Below are 16189 nucleotides of genomic sequence, written 5' to 3' on the forward strand. Positions count from 1 at the left end.
GCGAGAATCCGGGATCGGATCACCCATGGCGCTGCCGCAGACGGGTCGCGCTCGCCTGCGGGCCGCACATCGTGGACCGTCGGCGACATCACGCGCCGGCGGCGGCTCAGGCGGCGGGCGCGGGCGGGGTGCTGATCAGGTGCGGCTGATCGACAGCACGATCAGGGAGGGCCGCAGAAGAGGCGACCCGGACGTGAACGAGCTCGACCTGCCGGGGAGGGATCGCAGCCACGCCAGCAGCGACATCCACCCGTCCCGGGCCGGGAGCACCAGGATGAGCAGGGTCAGCAACGCGAGCAGACACGTCACGGCAGCGAAAGCATGAGACGTCCCGCAGACCGTCTCATCGCACGAGGGCGTCACCACCCCGCTGACCAGGACATCAGCGGCGGCATCGGGGGCCGCAACGACTGCGGAGGCGGACACGACAGTGCCCGCCTGGTCCTCTTCCAGACTCAGCGAATGCATCGCAAGCAGCCCCGCGATGATCGCGGTCACCGCGGCCAGGTAGAACCACAGGGCACGCCGGGACCCGAGTGCCCGCCGTCGCGCCACCACCTGGTTCACCGTCGACGCCCCTTCCTCGATCACGCCCAGCATACCCCGGGCGGGTAGCCATCCCCGAAGCGATACCCATCCTGGATACCCCGGATGGGTATATGCTGAGTGGTAGGGGGCACCCGCTCCCGTGCGTGGTGTTCTGACCGTGTCGCGGAGGCAAGGCACCGCTACCCTGGACGGGAAGGAGGTCGGTCGTGAACGTGATTCGCTCGCACGCGCGTCTGACCCCCGGGGTGCGACGGCTCCTGCTGGCCGCTCCGATCGCCCTGGCGATCATCACCGGGCTGCTGTCCATGCACGTCCTGACCGGTTCCCACCAGCCCGCCCTGGCATCAGAGACCAGCGCGATGAGCACGCACAGCCAGGTCGGCTCCGCACCAGCCGCCGCCGACGATACGCCGATGACCGCAGCTGCGGCGGAGGGCGCTGGAGGGCATTGCCAGGACGGGTGCGGCAGCCCTGCGGGGATGCCGGATCACTCGATGCTGATGATGGTGTGCGTGCTGGCGCTGCTGGCCGCGGTGATCGTCCTGCTCGCCCCGACGTCCCGTGCCCTTCTCACATACGCCGTAGCCCGCTCGCGCTCCCATACCCGGACTCTGCTGGTCGGATTGCCGCATCCCCGCCCGCCTTCACTGCTTGTCCTGTCCATCAGTCGCACCTGATTCCGCCTGAACCCCGGCGACCCTTGCCGGGGATGCTGCACCCTGCCCTCCCGGGCACTGAATCAGACCCTCACCGACTGAATAGACAAGGACACCCCTGATGCGTTTTCGTACTCTCACGCTGACCGCCGGCGCCCTGGCCACCGTGCTCGTGCTCGCCGGCTGCGCCCCCACCGACGGCACCATGCCCGGCATGGACCACGGACCCGGGGGGATGACCAGCACCGCCCCCTCCCAGTCCGCCGCCGCGTTCAACGCCGCGGACGAGATGTTCGTGACCATGATGATCCCGCACCACCAGCAGGCCATCGAGATGGCCGATCAGATCCTCGCGAAAGACGGCATCGACGAGCGAGTCGTCTCCCTCGCCGAGCAGATCAAGGCCGCACAGGACCCGGAGATCCAGACCATGAAGGGCTGGCTGGAGGAGTGGGGCGTCCCGTACGACGACTCCATGTCCGGGATGGACGGCATGGACATGGGCGGCGGGATGATGTCGGAGGACGACATGGCCGCTCTGGATGCCGCGACCGGGGTCGAGGCGACCCGCCTGTTCCTGAACGGCATGATCGCTCACCACCAGGGCGCCGTGACGATGGCGCAGTCGGTGCTCACCGACGGACAGAACCCGGACGTGGCCGCCCTCGCGCAGCAGATCATCGACGGGCAGACCGCCGAGATCACCACGATGCAGGACATCCTCGCCAGCCTCTGACCCGGTACCCCTCGGACGGGACCCGCGCTCCCGATGCCGGTCCCGTCCGAGGCCCCACCCTCGACCCCTGTGCGGTCACCGGTATCCGGCGTACCCGCACGGAAAGGACCTCCGTTCATGATCTCTCCCACCACCCGCAGACTGGCGATCACGGCCACCGTCACCGTCGCGCTGCTGCTCACGGGCTGCAGCACCACCCCTGCGGAGCCCGATGCCCCCGCGGGCACCGCGGCCGGGTTCGGGCATGTGCACGGCATCGTCGACGCCGGTGACAGCACCGTGCTGCTGGGCACCCACACCGGCCTGTACACGCTGGGCGAGGACGGCACCGTCACCGGCCCGGTCGGTGGCATCGACCTGGACGCGATGGGACTGACCGCTACCGGTGACACCCTCTACGCGTCCGGGCACCCCGGCCCGTCCACCCCGGCGGAGCTCGGCGCCCCCAACCTCGGCATCATCCGCAGCCTCGACGCCGGCGCCTCGTGGGAACCGGTCGCGTTCACCGGGGAAGAGGACTTCCACGTCCTCACCGTCACCGGCGACGGCACCCTGTACGGGATCGGATCCTCCCGGCTGCTGCTGCGCACCAGCAGCGACGGCGGGCAGAGTTGGGCGGACGGTGCCGAGCTGCCCGCCGTCGACCTGGCCGCCGCGACCGACGGCACCCTGTACGCCGCCACCCAGGACGGGCTGCAGCACAGCACCGACGGTGGCGCCACCTTCACCCCGGCGCCGGACGCGCCAGTGCTGTACCTGGTGGAGACCGACCCAACCGGTGGGGTGGTCGGAGTGGACACCGACGGGACGTTGCGACGCCTAGTCGGCACCGGCTGGGAGAACGTCGGCACCACCACGGGAACCGTCCAAGCCCTCGGGGTCACCGGGGACGGTGCGATCGTCCTGGTCGATGACCGCGGCGTGGTCTGGATCCGCGACACCACCGCCACCGTTCTCATCCCGGCGGCAACACCATGACCACCGTCATTCGCACCTGGCGCGACCCGAGCGGTCGCGGATCGGAAGGAGACCGACCATGACCCCCACACCGGCACCCCCCGCGTGGGCGCACCGCACCACTGATGCCACCGCCGAGCAGTTGGCGGCGGTGGATGCGTGGTGGCGGGCGGCGAACTATCTGAGCATCGGGCAGATCTACCTGCAGGGTAACCCGCTGCTGCGCCACCGCCTCAGCCGGGACGACATCAAGCCGCGGCTGCTGGGGCATTGGGGCACCACCCCGGGCCTGAACTTCCTCTACGCCCACCTGAACCGCGCCATCCGCGACCGCGACCTGAACACCCTGTACGTGACCGGGCCCGGGCACGGCGGACCCGGCATGGTCGCCAACGCCTACCTCGACGGCACCTACACCGAACGCTACCCGGGCATCGACCGCACCGAAGAGGGGCTGCGGGCGCTGTTCCGGCAGTTCTCCTTCCCGGGCGGGATCCCCTCGCACGCGTCCCCGGAAACGCCCGGGTCGATCAACGAGGGCGGGGAGCTGGGCTACTCCCTCGTGCACGCCTACGGGGCCGCGTTCGACAACCCCGACCTGCTGGTCGCCTGCGTGATCGGTGACGGGGAGGCGGAGACCGGGCCGCTGGCGACCGCGTGGCACGGCAACAAGTTCCTCAACCCCGCCCATGACGGGGTGGTGCTGCCGATCCTGCATCTGAACGGGTACAAGATCGCCAACCCGACCGTGCTGTCCCGCATCCCCGAGGAAGAGCTGGTCGCGCTGCTGCGCGGCTACGGCCATCACCCCCACGTCGTCACGGTCGGCTTCGATGGCGAGACCCCGCAGGAGTCCCACGCGACGTTCGCGGCGGTCCTGGATGCGGTGCTGGATGAGATCGCGGACATCAAGGCCGCCGCGGCGGCCGGGACGCTGGAGGGGCGGCCGGCGTGGCCGGCGATCGTGCTGCGCAGCCCGAAGGGGTGGACCTGCCCGAAGATCATCGACGGTCTGCCGGTGGAGGGCACCTGGCGGGCACACCAGGTGCCGCTCGCCGAGGTCCGCGACAATCCCGAGCACCTGCGGATCCTCGAGGACTGGCTGGCGTCCTACCGCCCGCACGAGCTGTTCGACGTGACCGGCGCCCCCCGCCCGGCCACGGTCGCGATCGCCCCGGACGGGGATCGGCGGATGAGCGCGAACCCGGCCGGCAACGGCGGACAACTCACCGTCCCGCTGCGGCTCCCGGACTTCCACAAGCACGCGCAGCCGGTCGACCCGGCCGAGCGGGGTGCGGGAACCGGGGAAGCGACCCGCGTGCTGGGCGAGTGGCTGGCGGGGGTGATCCGGGACAACCCGGACAACTTCCGCATCTTCGGCCCGGACGAGACCGCCTCCAACCGGCTCGCCCCACCCGTCTACCAGGCCACCGGCAAGCAGTGGAACGCGGCCGTGGAGCCCGTCGACGAGCACCTGGCCCCGACTGGGCGGGTGATGGAGGTGCTCAGCGAGCACCAGTGCCAGGGCTGGCTCGAGGGCTACGTCCTTACCGGCCGGCATGGGCTGTTCAACTGCTACGAGGCGTTCACCCACATCGTCGACTCGATGTTCAACCAGCACGCCAAATGGCTCGAAGCGGCCCGGGAGGTGTCGTGGCGGGACCCGATCCCGAGCTTCAACTACCTGCTCTCCAGCCACGTCTGGCGGCAGGACCACAACGGGTTCTCTCACCAGGACCCCGGGTTCATCGACCTCGCCCTGAACAAGAGCCCCGACATCGTCCGCGTCTACCTGCCGTTCGACGCGAACACGCTGCTGTCCACCTACGACCACTGCCTGCGCTCGGCCGGGTACATCAACGTCGTCGTCGCCGGGAAGCAGCCCGCCCCGCAGTGGCTGACGATGGACGAGGCGATCGAGCACTGCACCCGCGGGCTCGGGATCCTGCCGTGGGCGGGCACCGAAACCGAAGGCACCGAGCCGGATGTGGTGCTCGCCGCCGCCGGCGACGTCCCCACCCTCGAGACCCTCGCCGCGGCGGCGCTGCTGCGCGAGCACATCCCCGACCTGAGAGTGCGGGTGGTGAACGTGGTCGACCTGACCCGGCTGCAATCCGAGGACCAGCACCCGCACGGTCTCCCGGACCGGGAGTTCGATGCGATCTTCACTCCCGACAAGCCGGTGATCTTCGCCTACCACGGCTACCCGTGGCTGATCCACCGACTCACCTACAAGCGCGCCGGGCACCAGAACCTGCACGTGCACGGCTTCCAGGAGCGCGGCACCACCACGACCCCGTTCGACATGGTCATGCTCAACGACCTCGACCGGTACCGGCTCGCGATCGACGTCCTCGACCACGTCCCGGGCCTCGCCGCCCGCCACGCCGGCCTGCGGCAGGAGCTGCAGGACGCCCGCCTGCACGCCCGCGCCCACACCCGCGAGCACGGCACCGACATCCCCGCCGTCGCCGACTGGCAATGGCCCCACCCCGACACCACCGACCCCACCCTCGGGAAGGAACCGAAATGAGCGACACCAGAACCGTGACCCTGCAGGTCAGCGGCATGATCCGCGCGACCTCCAAGAACGTCACCGAAGCCCACCTGAGCCGACAACCCGGAGTGATCGCCGTGGACGCGAACCCGGTCTCACAGACCGCGACCGTCACCTACGACCCCGAGACCACCTCGGTCGCCCACCTCCAGCAATGGGTCATCGACTGCGGGTATCACTGCGCCGGCCAGTCCGTCCCCGACCATATCTGCGACCCCGCGCACGACCCGCACGACGAGGGTGCGCACGACCACAGCGCCCACCACGGCCCCGCAGCTGAGGGCGCACAAGAACCGCACGCGAGTCACGACGCGCACGAGGGCCACACGGATGCCACGGGTCACGCCAGCCACGCGGGCCATAAGGGTCCTGCGGGCTATCACGACGACCCCGTCCACGACCACGCCGCTGGCCACGACCACACGCACGCCCCGTCGGCGACGGCGGATGACGGTGAGCATGCCGGTCACCACGTCGAGCACGCCGGTCACACCGCGGCCGCGGGTGGGCACGATCATGGTGCAGCGTCGGGTCACAGTGCGCAGGAGATGATGGGCCACGGTGGGCATCACGGCGGGATGTCGATGGACGCGATGATCCGCGACATGCGCAACCGGTTCCTGGTCGCGCTGATCCTGTCGATCCCGATCACCCTGTGGTCTCCGATCGGGCGGGAGGTGATCGGATTCGAGGTGCCGGCACCGTTCGGGCTGCGCGATGACGTGTTCATGCTGATCCTGTCGCTGCCGGTGATCTTCTACTCGGCGTGGATCTTCTTCGACGGCGCCTACCGGGCGCTGCGCGCGAAGACCCTCGACATGATGGTGCTCGTCGCAGTCGGTGTCGGCGCCGGCTGGCTGTACTCCCTCGCGGTCACCCTCACCGGCGGCGGTGAAGTGTTCTACGAAGCCGCCACGGTGCTTGCCACCTTCGTGCTGCTGGGGCATTGGGTGGAGATGCGCGCCCGCGGCGGCGCGAACGACGCCATCCGCACCCTCCTGGAGCTCGCACCCTCGCAGGCGGTCGTGATCCGTGACGGGCAGGAGGTCGAGATCCCCACCAGCGAGGTCGTCCCGGGGGATCTGATGCTGGTGCGGCCGGGGGCCAAGATCCCCACCGACGGTGTCGTGGAATCCGGAGAGTCCGAGGTGGACGAGTCGATGGTCACCGGCGAGTCCATGCCGGTGGACAAAGCGCCCGGGTCGGAGGTGATCGGAGCGACCGTGAACACCGTCGGCACCCTCCGCGTCACAGCCACCAAAGTCGGCTCGGACACGGCGTTGGCGCAGATCGTGAAGCTCGTGCAAGAGGCGCAGAACTCCAAAGCCCCCGGGCAGCGCCTCGCCGACCGGGCAGCGTTCTGGCTGGTCCTGGTCGCCCTGATCGGCGGCACCCTCACCTTCCTGGTGTGGCTGCTCGCCGGCGCTGCAATCCCGATGGCGATCCTGTTCGCCATCACCGTCGTCGTCATCACCTGCCCCGACGCCCTCGGATTGGCGACGCCGACCGCGATCATGGTCGGCACCGGGCTCGGCGCGAAACGGGGCGTGTTGTTCAAGAACGCATCCGGGATCGAAACCGCCGCCCGCATCGACACGGTCGTGTTTGACAAGACCGGCACCCTCACCAAGGGGGAGCCGGAGGTCACCGACTACATCCCCGTCGGCGGCGACGACCTCGAGACTCTCTCCCTCGCGGTCGCGTTGGAGCGGGAATCCGAGCATCCTCTGGCGAAAGCGATCGTGAATTACGCCGACGCCCGCGACATCCCCCGTCGCACCGCGACCGCGTTCCGAAACGTCACCGGGCAGGGCGCGATCGCCACCGTCGACGGTCGACAGGTCGTCCTCGGCAACCCGCGCCTTCTCACCGGGGAGGGGATCGACATCAGCGGGGTGCAGGCCGCTCAGCAGGACCTGGCTGGGTCCGGCCGCACCGCGATCCTGTTCGCCGTGGACGGGCAAGTCGCCGGGATCATCGGTCTCGCCGACGCACCCCGGGACACCGCGAAGACCGCGATCGACGCTCTCCACGAGCAGGGCGTCGAGGTCGCAATGCTCACCGGGGACAACAAGCCCACCGCCGACCGGATCGCCGCTCTCCTCGGCATCGACACCGTGATCGCGGATGTGCTCCCCGAGGACAAGTCCGCGAAGGTCGCCGAGCTGCAGAAGACGGGCAAGAAGGTCGCGATGGTCGGCGACGGCGTCAACGACGCACCCGCCCTCGCCCAGGCCGACCTCGGCATCGCGATCGGCGCCGGCACCGACGTCGCCATCGAGACCGCCGACGTGGTCCTGATGCGCTCGGACCCGCTCGATGTTGCGATCGCACTCAAGATCGGCAAGGGCACACTGCGAAAGATGCGGCAGAACCTGGGCTGGGCCATCGGATACAACGCCGCCGCCCTCCCCATCGCCGCCGGCGTGTTCTACCCGGCGTTCGGGATCATGCTGTCCCCGGAGATCGCCGCCCTGTCGATGTCCGGTTCCTCCGTGATCGTCGCCGTCAACGCCCTCCTCCTCAAGCGGCTCCGCCTGCCCGCCCAGGCGCCCGCTGCGACGACCATGCAGAAGGAGCCCGAACATGCCTGACCGTCCGCTCTCTCCCACACCGTCCTCCCCGATGCTGCTGACCCGACGAGGTGTGCTCGGACTCGGACTGGGCGCCGTCGCGGCAGCCGTGCTCGCCTCCTGCACCCCCGCGCCGCAATGGGTGACACCCACCGGCGCAGCGGTGTCCGGCACGGAGAAGAACCGCGGCGGCACCGGCCGAGTCACCACCGTCGACCTCACCGCCGCCCCCACCACGCTCGACCTGGCCGGTACCTCCGCCGCCACCTGGGCGTTCGGAGGTATCCCCGCCCCCGTAATCCGGCTCACCGCAGGCGACACGCTGAAAGCGACCGTCCGCAACCAGCTCGACGCGGACACCTCCGTGCACTGGCACGGACTCGCCCTCCGCAACGACATGGATGGGGTCCCTCCGGTAACCCAAGCCCCCATCGCCCCGGGCGGACAGTTCGCATACGAGTTCGTCACCCCGCATCCGGGCACCTACTGGTTCCACCCCCACGTCGGCCCGCAACTGGACCACGGCCTCTACGGTGCGCTCATCATCGACGACCCGGACGAGAAGGTGACGTGGGACGACGAATGGGTGCTGATCCTCGACGACTGGCTCGACGGCGTCACCGCCACCCCGGACCAGGTCCTCACCGACCTCTCGAAGGGCATGGGAGACATGGGCGGGATGGGCGACATGTTCATGCGGATGGGGAACCTGCTGATGGGCGCCACCTCCGACCTGCTCGGCGGCGACGCCGGCGACGTCTACTACCCGCACTACCTCATCAACGGCAAACCCAAAGCCGACCCCGCCCAATTCACCGGCACTCCTGGTGCCCGGGTGCGGATCCGTGTCATCAACGCCGGCAGCGACACCGCGTTCCGGTTCGCGATCGGCGGCCACACCCTGACGATCACCCACACCGACGGGTTCCCGGTGGATCCTGTCGAGGTCGACAGTGTCCTGATCGGGATGGGCGAACGCTACGACCTGCAGGTCACCCTGGACGATGGGGTGTTCCCTGTCGTCGCCGACGCGGAAGGCAAGCAGGATCGCGCGTTCGCGCTCGTTCGCACCGCCGCTGGCACGGCTCCGGCCAGCGACGTCCCCGTCGCCGAGCTCGGCACCGGCAGGGTCGGCACCGCTGCCGGACTGAGCGCGACCGCCTCCGTCACCCTGCACCAGGCATCCCCCGACCGGGTCGTGCACCTCGCGCTGACCGGGGGGATGGAGGCGTACGACTGGGGGATCAATGGGCGCCGGTTCGACATGAACGACCCGTTGCGGGACGCGCACGCGATCAGTATGGGGGAGCGGGTGCAGTTGCGGATCCGCAATGACACCGAGATGTGGCATCCGTTCCACCTGCACGGCCACACCTACCAGCACGCGAACGGCGGCCCCCGGAAGGACACCTCCATCATCCTCCCGGGCCAGACCCTGACAGTCGACTTCGACGCCGACAACCCCGGCCAGTGGGTCGCGCACTGCCACAACATCTACCACGCCGAGACCGGCATGACCACGGTGCTCGGATACCAGTCATGAACCGCGCGTTCATCCCCAGCACGGGAGGATGATCGCGCGGGCGATCGGACGGCGGCGGACGTCAAGTCTAAGTGGACTTCCTACTCTTATGTAGGGATCTGCCATTTCGCGCGGAATCCTGCTGACGAAACTGCTGCCAATTAGCGTGGAATCCCCGAGTTCTCCGCCACCTTGACCGGGAACCTACACGCCTGATCCGCGGGGCCGGGCGCGTCAGCCTGCGCGTGCGTCGATGAGCGTCCGCAGGGCGCCCGGGCGGATTCCGAGGATCCACTCCGTCGCATCCGCGAGGAAATGGGCGTACGCGGGACTGCCGTAGTCGCCGACGCTGTTCACGTACGACCCGCCGCCGTCGACGGCGATGAGGATGCGGATGCTCGCGGTGTCGGCATCCAGATCGGCGAAGGCCCCCGAGGCCACGCCCTCGCGGATCATCGTCGCCAGCCGCTGCTGGTCGAGGGCGTCCTGCTCCTCCAGCACGGGCTGGAGGGCGGGACTGAAACGGGACAGGTGGCGTGCGTTCAGCCACAGGCGGGCGAGCGGCAGGGACCGACCCTCCTCGACGTGCCCGACGAAGTGCGCGATGCGCTCGAGGGGTGAGCCGTCCGACGGGAAGAACTGCTCGCGCTCGGCGATCGCGGCGCGGGCGAAGGCCTCGACCACGAGGTCTTCGGCGGCGGGGAAGTAGTGCGTGATGAGTCCCGGGCGAACGCCCAGCCGGTCGGCGACGGCGCGAAGGGTGATCCGTTCGAGTCCCTGTTCGATGGCGATCACGGCGGCGGCCGACAGGATCTCCTCGCGACGTTCTCCGGGCGGCTTGCGTGTCCTGCCCGAATCACCTCTTGACGCCATGTCCGACATCCTATTGAATGTGTGACCAACAGTCCATTGGGCATGTGACCAATAAAATCGCAGCCCAGCCGGAGAGGAACGTCATGGTCCACCCTGCATCGCGCGTCGACGAGGACGTCGACGTCCCCACCCGCCCCGAGACGCGCGGAATCGAGCTGATCGACGAGGGGGAACGACACGGGCGCGCTCGTGATCTCTTCTTCGTCTGGGCGGCGCCGAGTGTGAGCATCCTGAACCTCACGGTCGGCGCCACGCTCATCCTGCTGGGGCTCGAGCTGTGGCAGGCCGTCGCCGTCATCATCGCCGCAGCGCTGCTCTGGGTCTTCCCCGGCCTGATCGCCGCGAGCGGTCCGGCGGCGGGGACATCCGGATCGGTCATCACCCGGGCGATGTACGGGATCCTCGGCAACAAGCTCTTCGTGGCGTTCGTCGGGTGGTTCATCGGGGCGGTGTTCCTGTCGCTGACCTGGCTCGCGTCCGCCTTCATGGGTGCCGACCTGCTGCGCCGCCTCGGGTTCGACGATCCGATCTGGGTGCCGATCGGCGTCACCGTGGTCGTCTCGGCGATCACGATCGTCGTGGCGATCTTCGGTCACGGGCTCATCCTGCGCATCTACCCCGTGATGGCGACCGTGCTCCTCGCCATCTTCGTCGTGGTCGCGGTGTTCGTGATCCCCACGGTCGACTGGCAGTACACCCCGTCCGCTCCGCTGGACGGGCTCGGCACCTGGTCGGCCATGACCATCGGCTTCACGATCCTGGCGTCCACGCCCCTCTCGTTCATCAACAGCCCCGACATCGCCCGCTACCTGCCGCGCTCGACCAAGCCGGCGCACATCGCCGCGGCGACGGCGCTCGGCGGAGGCGTGCCGTTCATCGTGTTCACGACCGTCGGTGCGCTGATGGCGACGGGCCTCGGCGCCGCCGCATTCGATGCCGGCATCGATGTCGCCCTGTTCGATCTCCTCCCGGCGTGGTTCGCCCCGATCCTCGTGATCGGCGTCATCCTCAACACGATCGCCCTCAACGCGATGACCGCGTACACCTCGAGCATGGCGCTGCAGGCGATCGGCTTCCGGCTCTCCCGCATCCCCGCCGCCATCATCGTGGGCCTCGTGGGAACCGCGTTGACGATCTACCTGGTGCTGTCATCGAGTCTCCTCGAGGCGGCCAACCTCATGCTGCAGTTCCTGGTCATCGTGTCCAGTCCCGCGATGGCCATCTTCGCCGTCGACGTCGTCGCCCGGCGCTGCGCCTACGACGGCGCGGACCTGTTCGACACCCGCCGCGGCGGCCGGTTCTGGTACAGCGCCGGGTGGAGCATCCCGGGTCTGACCGCGCTCGCGGCCGGCGGAGTCGTCACGGCGCTGTGCCTGTCGACGACCGTCTGGGCGGGGCCGATCGCACAGGCGCTCGGCGCCGTCGACCTGTCGGTCCCGACGGGGATGCTGGTCGCCGGTGGCATCTACGCGCTCCTGTTGCGCACCCCTCTCGCGAAGGGAGGCCGCCCGTGAGCACGCTGTACCGCAACGCCCGCGTGTTCACGGCGGACCCGGCATCCCCGTGGGCGGACGCGTTCGCGGTGGACGACGACACGATCACGTTCGTCGGGCCGTCCGCCGCCGCGCCCGCCGCCGACCGGGTCGTGGATCTCGGCGGGCGACTGGTGCTGCCCGGCTTCACCGACGCGCACACCCACCTGCTCATGGCGGGAGCGGCGCTCGCCCAGGTGCCGCTCACCGATGCGCGCAGCATGACCGAGATCCAGGAGCGCCTGCGCGCCGCGCGGGCGGCTGCGCCGGAGGCGCGAGCGCTGTGGGGTCGCGGGTGGCTCTTCGATTCCATCGCCGGCGGCCGACCGACCAGGTCGGACATCGACGCCGCGGTCGCCGACATCCCGGTCTACCTCGACGCCAACGACTACCACTCGTGCTGGGTGAACAGCGCGGCACTGGCCGAGCTCGGCATCACCCGCGACACCCCCGACCCGCTCGGCGGATCCATCGCACGGGACGACGAGGGGGAGCCGACCGGCATGCTCTACGAGACCGCGGCCGTGCAGCACGCCTGGGCGCACCGGGACGCGTCGACCACGGACGCCGACCGCGACGCGGACGTCGAGCGGATTCTCGCGGCGTACCTGACCGCGGGGGTCACCGGAGCGGTCGACATGGCGTTCGACGAGTTCGGCCGGGCCGCGCTCGAACGGGCGCAGGAGCGCCACGGCGGCGAGCTGCCGATCCGCGTCGCCGCGCACTGGCTCGTCCACAACACCGGCGACGACGAGCAGAACCTCGCTCAGGTCGCCCGCGCCGCCGAGCTGTCGGCGCGGACCTCCGCACCGTGGCTGCGCGTGGTGGGCATCAAGCTGATCCTCGACGGGGTCATCGACGCGTGCACCGCCGCGATGCGCCACCCCTACGCGAACGGGTCGAACGCCGAGCTCATCTGGCCGCCGGCGCAGCTCCAGCCCGTCGTCGCCGCGGCCGACGCGGCCGGCCTGCAGATCGCCCTGCACGCGATCGGGGATCTCGCGAGCGACACCGCCCTGGACGCGATCGAACACGCTCACCTCGTGAACGGGGACCGCCCGCGCCTCCACCGCCTCGAGCACCTCGAGTACACGGCGCCGGGAACGGCCGAGCGGATGGCCCGGCTCGGGGTGACCGCCTCCATGCAGCCGGTGCACTCCGACCCGGCCATCTTCGCGAACTGGGCGGAGATGCTCGGCGACCATCGCGTGGACCGCGCCTTCCCGTGGCACGAGTACGAGGACGCCGGCGCGCTGCTGGCCTTCTCGACCGACGCTCCGACCGCCCCGTACGAGGCCCTCGCGAACATGTACGTCGCCACCACCCGTGCCTCGGCGCTCGACCCGTCCGTCCCCGCCGTGCATCCCCACTTCGCCCTGCCGCTGGATCATGCGCTCGGCCACGCCACCCGCGACGCTGCCGCGTCGGTCGGTGACGGCGGGTGGCGGGGGCGCATCGCACCCGGGTTCGCGGCCGACGTCGTGGTGCTCGACACGGATCCGTTCGCGGAGGGGCCGCCCTCTCTGCTGGCCGCGCGCGTCGTGGAGACGATCGTCGCCGGGCGGTCCCGGTATCGCGCGAGCCGCGGGGGGTGACCGGGCCGAATCCGAGAACCGCCGCACACGGCCCTCCGCGCGGCATCCCGGTAACACACTCTTCTCGCGCCGAAACAGTCTCGTAGTCCGGTGGTGACCAGCCGGAAACGACTCCGGGGTTGTACTGGACCCATGGCGGCAGACACGGTTTCGACCCGAGTGAACATCGCACTTCTGGGCGTGCGCAGCGAGGCTCCGGTCCGCCGCACGGGCGGTGCGGGACCATCCGACGACGGCCACTTCGTCGTCGGCGGGCTCAACGCGGCGATCCCGCTCAACCCCGACAGCCCCTACGTCGTGCGCGACGGGCGACTGACGCTCGGAGGTGCGGACCTGGGGATGGATGTCGCGCCCGTCCGCCGTCCGCGGTTCTACGACCTCGTCACCGCGGAAGGCGTCGCGTACGACAAGATCGCGAAGCTGCACGGGCGGAACGTGCTCGCGACGACCGTGGTGCAGACATGCGTGCGGTACGACGAGAGCGAGCGATGCCGGTTCTGCGCGATCGAGGCATCCCTCGCCTCCGGAGCGACGATCGCGGTGAAGACCCCCACGATGCTCGCCGAGGTCGCCGAGGCCGCCCGGCGGCTCGACGGGGTGTCGCAGATGGTGATGACCACCGGCACCTCCAACGGCTGGGACCGCGGCGCCAAGCACCTCGCCCGCTGCGTGCGCGCCGTGAAGGAGGCGGTGCCCGACCTCGAGATCCAGGTGCAGTGCGAGCCGCCCGCGGACCTGCGCGCGATCACCGACCTGTACGAGGCGGGCGCCCGCTCGATCGGCATCCACGTCGAGTCGATGGACGACGACGTGCGCCGACGCTGGATGCCGGGGAAGTCGACCGTGTCGATGGACGAATACCGTGCCGCGTGGCGCGAGGCGGTGCGCGTCTTCGGCTACAACCAGGTGTCGACCTACCTGCTCGTGGGTCTCGGCGAGGATCCCGACGAGTTCGTCGCGGGGGCGCAGGAGCTCATCGACATGGGCGTGTATCCGTTCGTCGTGCCGTTCCGCCCGCTGCAGGGCACGCTCGCCACCGACGTCGACCACGTGCCCTCGCCCGACGCGTCGCTCCTCCATGACGTCACGTCCCGGGTCGCCGCCCTCCTCACCGCCGCGGGCATGCGCGGCGAGGACCAGAAGGCCGGATGCGCCGCCTGCGGCGCGTGCGGCGTGCTCAAGACCGCGGGGGCGTGATCGCCATGCTCGACGTGTCGGTGCTCACCGGAACCCCGGCGAACGCCACCCGCGGGTGGACGATCGAACGGGCCGATGCCGCGCAGCTCGCGGCGTACCGGAGCATCCGCCGCGACGTCTTCGTCGCCGAGCAGGGGCTCTTCTCCGGAGACGACGCCGACCGGATCGACGACGACCCGCGCACCGTCGTGCTCGTCGCCCGCACCGACGACGGAGAGGTGCTGGGCGGTGTGCGGCTCGCGCCGGCCACCGAGGGCCGCGACATCGGCTGGTGGACCGGCGGCCGCCTGGTCGTGGCATCCACCGCCCGTCACGCCGGCGGCATCGGCCCGGCACTCGTGCGCGAAGCGTGTCGCACGGCGCTCGCCGCGGGCGTGCTGCGCTTCGAGGCCACGGTGCAGAACGCGAACGTCGCCCTGTTCGAGCGGCTCGGCTGGACGGCGTGGGGATCGCAGGATGTCGCGGGCGTGCCGCATACGCGCATGCGCTGGCCGATCGACCGCATCGCACAGCTGCTCGCCGCGACGAAGGGGCCGCTCGACGACGTGGTGGGGATGTTCCGAGGGGATGCCGCGGCCTCCCTCGGCGGCGCCGGATACGTCGGCGACGACGGCGCCCCCGTGCCCGGCAGCGACCTCGTGGTCGCGTGCGACGCGATCCTTCCCGCCCTCCTCACCCGCGACCCCGAGTGGGCGGGGTGGTGCGGCGTGCTCGTCAACGTCAACGACCTCACGGCGATGGGCGCTGCGCCCGCCGGGCTCATGAACGCCGTCGCCGCGCCCACGGCGTCGTTCGCGCGCCGCATCCTCAACGGCTTGCGCAGCGCGGCCGTCGCGTGGGATGTTCCTGTGCTCGGCGGTCACACCCAGCTGGGCACCGCGCCGTCGCTGAGCGTCACCGCCCTCGGCCGGACGCGGCATCCCGTTCCCGGCGGAGGGGGCCGGGTCGGCCACGACCTGTCGCTCACGGCCGACCTGCGCGGCGGCTGGCGTCGCGGGTTCGAGGGGCGCCAGTGGGACTCCACCTCGACGGCGGCGGGCGCCGAGCTGCGCGCCCTCGCGCGCAGCGTCGGCGAGGCCCGACCCGCCGCGGCGAAGGACGTCAGCATGGCCGGCATCGTCGGCACCGCCGCGATGCTCGCCGAGGCGTCGGGCGTCGGCGCCACGATCGACGTCGACGCGATCCCCGCTCCGGACGGCGTCGCGTTCGGCGACTGGCTCACGTGCTTCCCCGGCTTCGCCATGCTCACCGCCGATGCCCCGGGCCGGGGGCGCATGTCATCCGCCCCCGCCGCCACCGCGGCGATCGGACGGCTCGAGGCCGCACCCGGCGTGCGCCTGCGCTGGCCGGACGGCGTGGAGACGGATGCCGCGGGTCCCTCCGCGACCGGACTGGGCGCAGCATCCTCCCTCACTCCTTCCCTCTCCGAATGACCCCACCAC

12 protein-coding genes are annotated in these 16189 nt (G+C 70.4%); 10 read left to right on the forward strand and 2 right to left on the reverse strand.

Annotated elements, in window-relative coordinates; all coding sequences use genetic code 11:
* Positions 1 to 135 precede the first annotated feature (135 nt).
* Positions 136 to 591: a DUF6153 family protein gene (locus ACSJDX_RS07290; protein ID WP_056207388.1), complete on the reverse strand. Its 456-nt coding sequence runs from the start codon at positions 589 to 591 to the stop codon at positions 136 to 138.
* Positions 592 to 755: 164 nt separating this feature from the next.
* On the opposite strand from ACSJDX_RS07290, the gene ACSJDX_RS07295 reads away from it, so the two are divergent.
* The 6 genes from ACSJDX_RS07295 to ACSJDX_RS07320 all read left to right on the forward strand — a co-directional run bounded on the left by ACSJDX_RS07295 (position 756) and on the right by ACSJDX_RS07320 (position 9571).
* Positions 756 to 1226 carry a DUF6153 family protein gene (locus ACSJDX_RS07295; protein ID WP_036286051.1) on the forward strand — a complete coding sequence of 157 codons (471 nt, stop codon included), beginning with the start codon at positions 756 to 758 and terminating at the stop codon, positions 1224 to 1226.
* Between the two features lie 100 nt (positions 1227 to 1326).
* Positions 1327 to 1941 carry a DUF305 domain-containing protein gene (locus tag ACSJDX_RS07300; protein ID WP_056207384.1) on the forward strand — a complete coding sequence of 205 codons (615 nt, stop codon included), beginning with the start codon at positions 1327 to 1329 and terminating at the stop codon, positions 1939 to 1941.
* 117 nt (positions 1942 to 2058) lie between these two features.
* Positions 2059 to 2919 carry a F510_1955 family glycosylhydrolase gene (locus ACSJDX_RS07305; protein WP_060959933.1) on the forward strand — a complete coding sequence of 287 codons (861 nt, stop codon included), beginning with the start codon at positions 2059 to 2061 and terminating at the stop codon, positions 2917 to 2919.
* A gap of 58 nt (positions 2920 to 2977) precedes the next feature.
* Positions 2978 to 5431: a phosphoketolase family protein gene (locus ACSJDX_RS07310; protein WP_191009304.1), complete on the forward strand. Its 2454-nt coding sequence runs from the start codon at positions 2978 to 2980 to the stop codon at positions 5429 to 5431.
* The gene (locus ACSJDX_RS07315) at positions 5428 to 8049 is read left to right on the forward strand and encodes a heavy metal translocating P-type ATPase (RefSeq protein WP_438354843.1); all 2622 of its coding nucleotides are present in this window, start codon (positions 5428 to 5430) and stop codon (positions 8047 to 8049) included. The genes ACSJDX_RS07310 and ACSJDX_RS07315 overlap by 4 nt, the downstream gene beginning before the upstream one ends.
* Complete coding sequence (locus ACSJDX_RS07320) at positions 8042 to 9571, forward strand: multicopper oxidase family protein (protein ID WP_438354844.1); 1530 nt, start codon at positions 8042 to 8044, stop codon at positions 9569 to 9571. Before ACSJDX_RS07315 ends, ACSJDX_RS07320 begins: the two co-directional genes overlap by 8 nt.
* A gap of 213 nt (positions 9572 to 9784) precedes the next feature.
* On the opposite strand, the gene ACSJDX_RS07325 is transcribed toward ACSJDX_RS07320, so the two are convergent.
* Positions 9785 to 10423: a TetR/AcrR family transcriptional regulator gene (locus tag ACSJDX_RS07325; RefSeq protein ID WP_438354845.1), complete on the reverse strand. Its 639-nt coding sequence runs from the start codon at positions 10421 to 10423 to the stop codon at positions 9785 to 9787.
* Between the two features lie 83 nt (positions 10424 to 10506).
* On the opposite strand from ACSJDX_RS07325, the gene ACSJDX_RS07330 reads away from it, so the two are divergent.
* The 4 genes from ACSJDX_RS07330 (at position 10507) to ACSJDX_RS07345 (ending at position 16180) form a co-directional block, all read left to right on the forward strand.
* The gene (locus ACSJDX_RS07330; protein ID WP_438354846.1) at positions 10507 to 11937 is read left to right on the forward strand and encodes a purine-cytosine permease family protein; all 1431 of its coding nucleotides are present in this window, start codon (positions 10507 to 10509) and stop codon (positions 11935 to 11937) included.
* On the forward strand, positions 11934 to 13550 hold the full coding sequence (locus tag ACSJDX_RS07335) for an amidohydrolase (RefSeq protein WP_438354847.1): 1617 nt from the start codon (positions 11934 to 11936) through the stop codon (positions 13548 to 13550). Before ACSJDX_RS07330 ends, ACSJDX_RS07335 begins: the two co-directional genes overlap by 4 nt.
* 159 nt (positions 13551 to 13709) lie before the next feature.
* Positions 13710 to 14747 carry an MSMEG_0568 family radical SAM protein gene (locus tag ACSJDX_RS07340; RefSeq protein WP_438354848.1) on the forward strand — a complete coding sequence of 346 codons (1038 nt, stop codon included), beginning with the start codon at positions 13710 to 13712 and terminating at the stop codon, positions 14745 to 14747.
* Between the two features lie 5 nt (positions 14748 to 14752).
* A complete protein-coding gene (locus tag ACSJDX_RS07345; RefSeq protein ID WP_438354948.1) occupies positions 14753 to 16180 on the forward strand; it encodes an MSMEG_0567/sll0787 family protein in 1428 nt (475 codons plus the stop codon).
* The last annotated feature ends 9 nt before the right edge of the window (positions 16181 to 16189 follow it).

This window comes from Microbacterium fluminis, assembly GCF_051549805.1.
GTDB lineage: Bacteria > Actinomycetota > Actinomycetes > Actinomycetales > Microbacteriaceae > Microbacterium.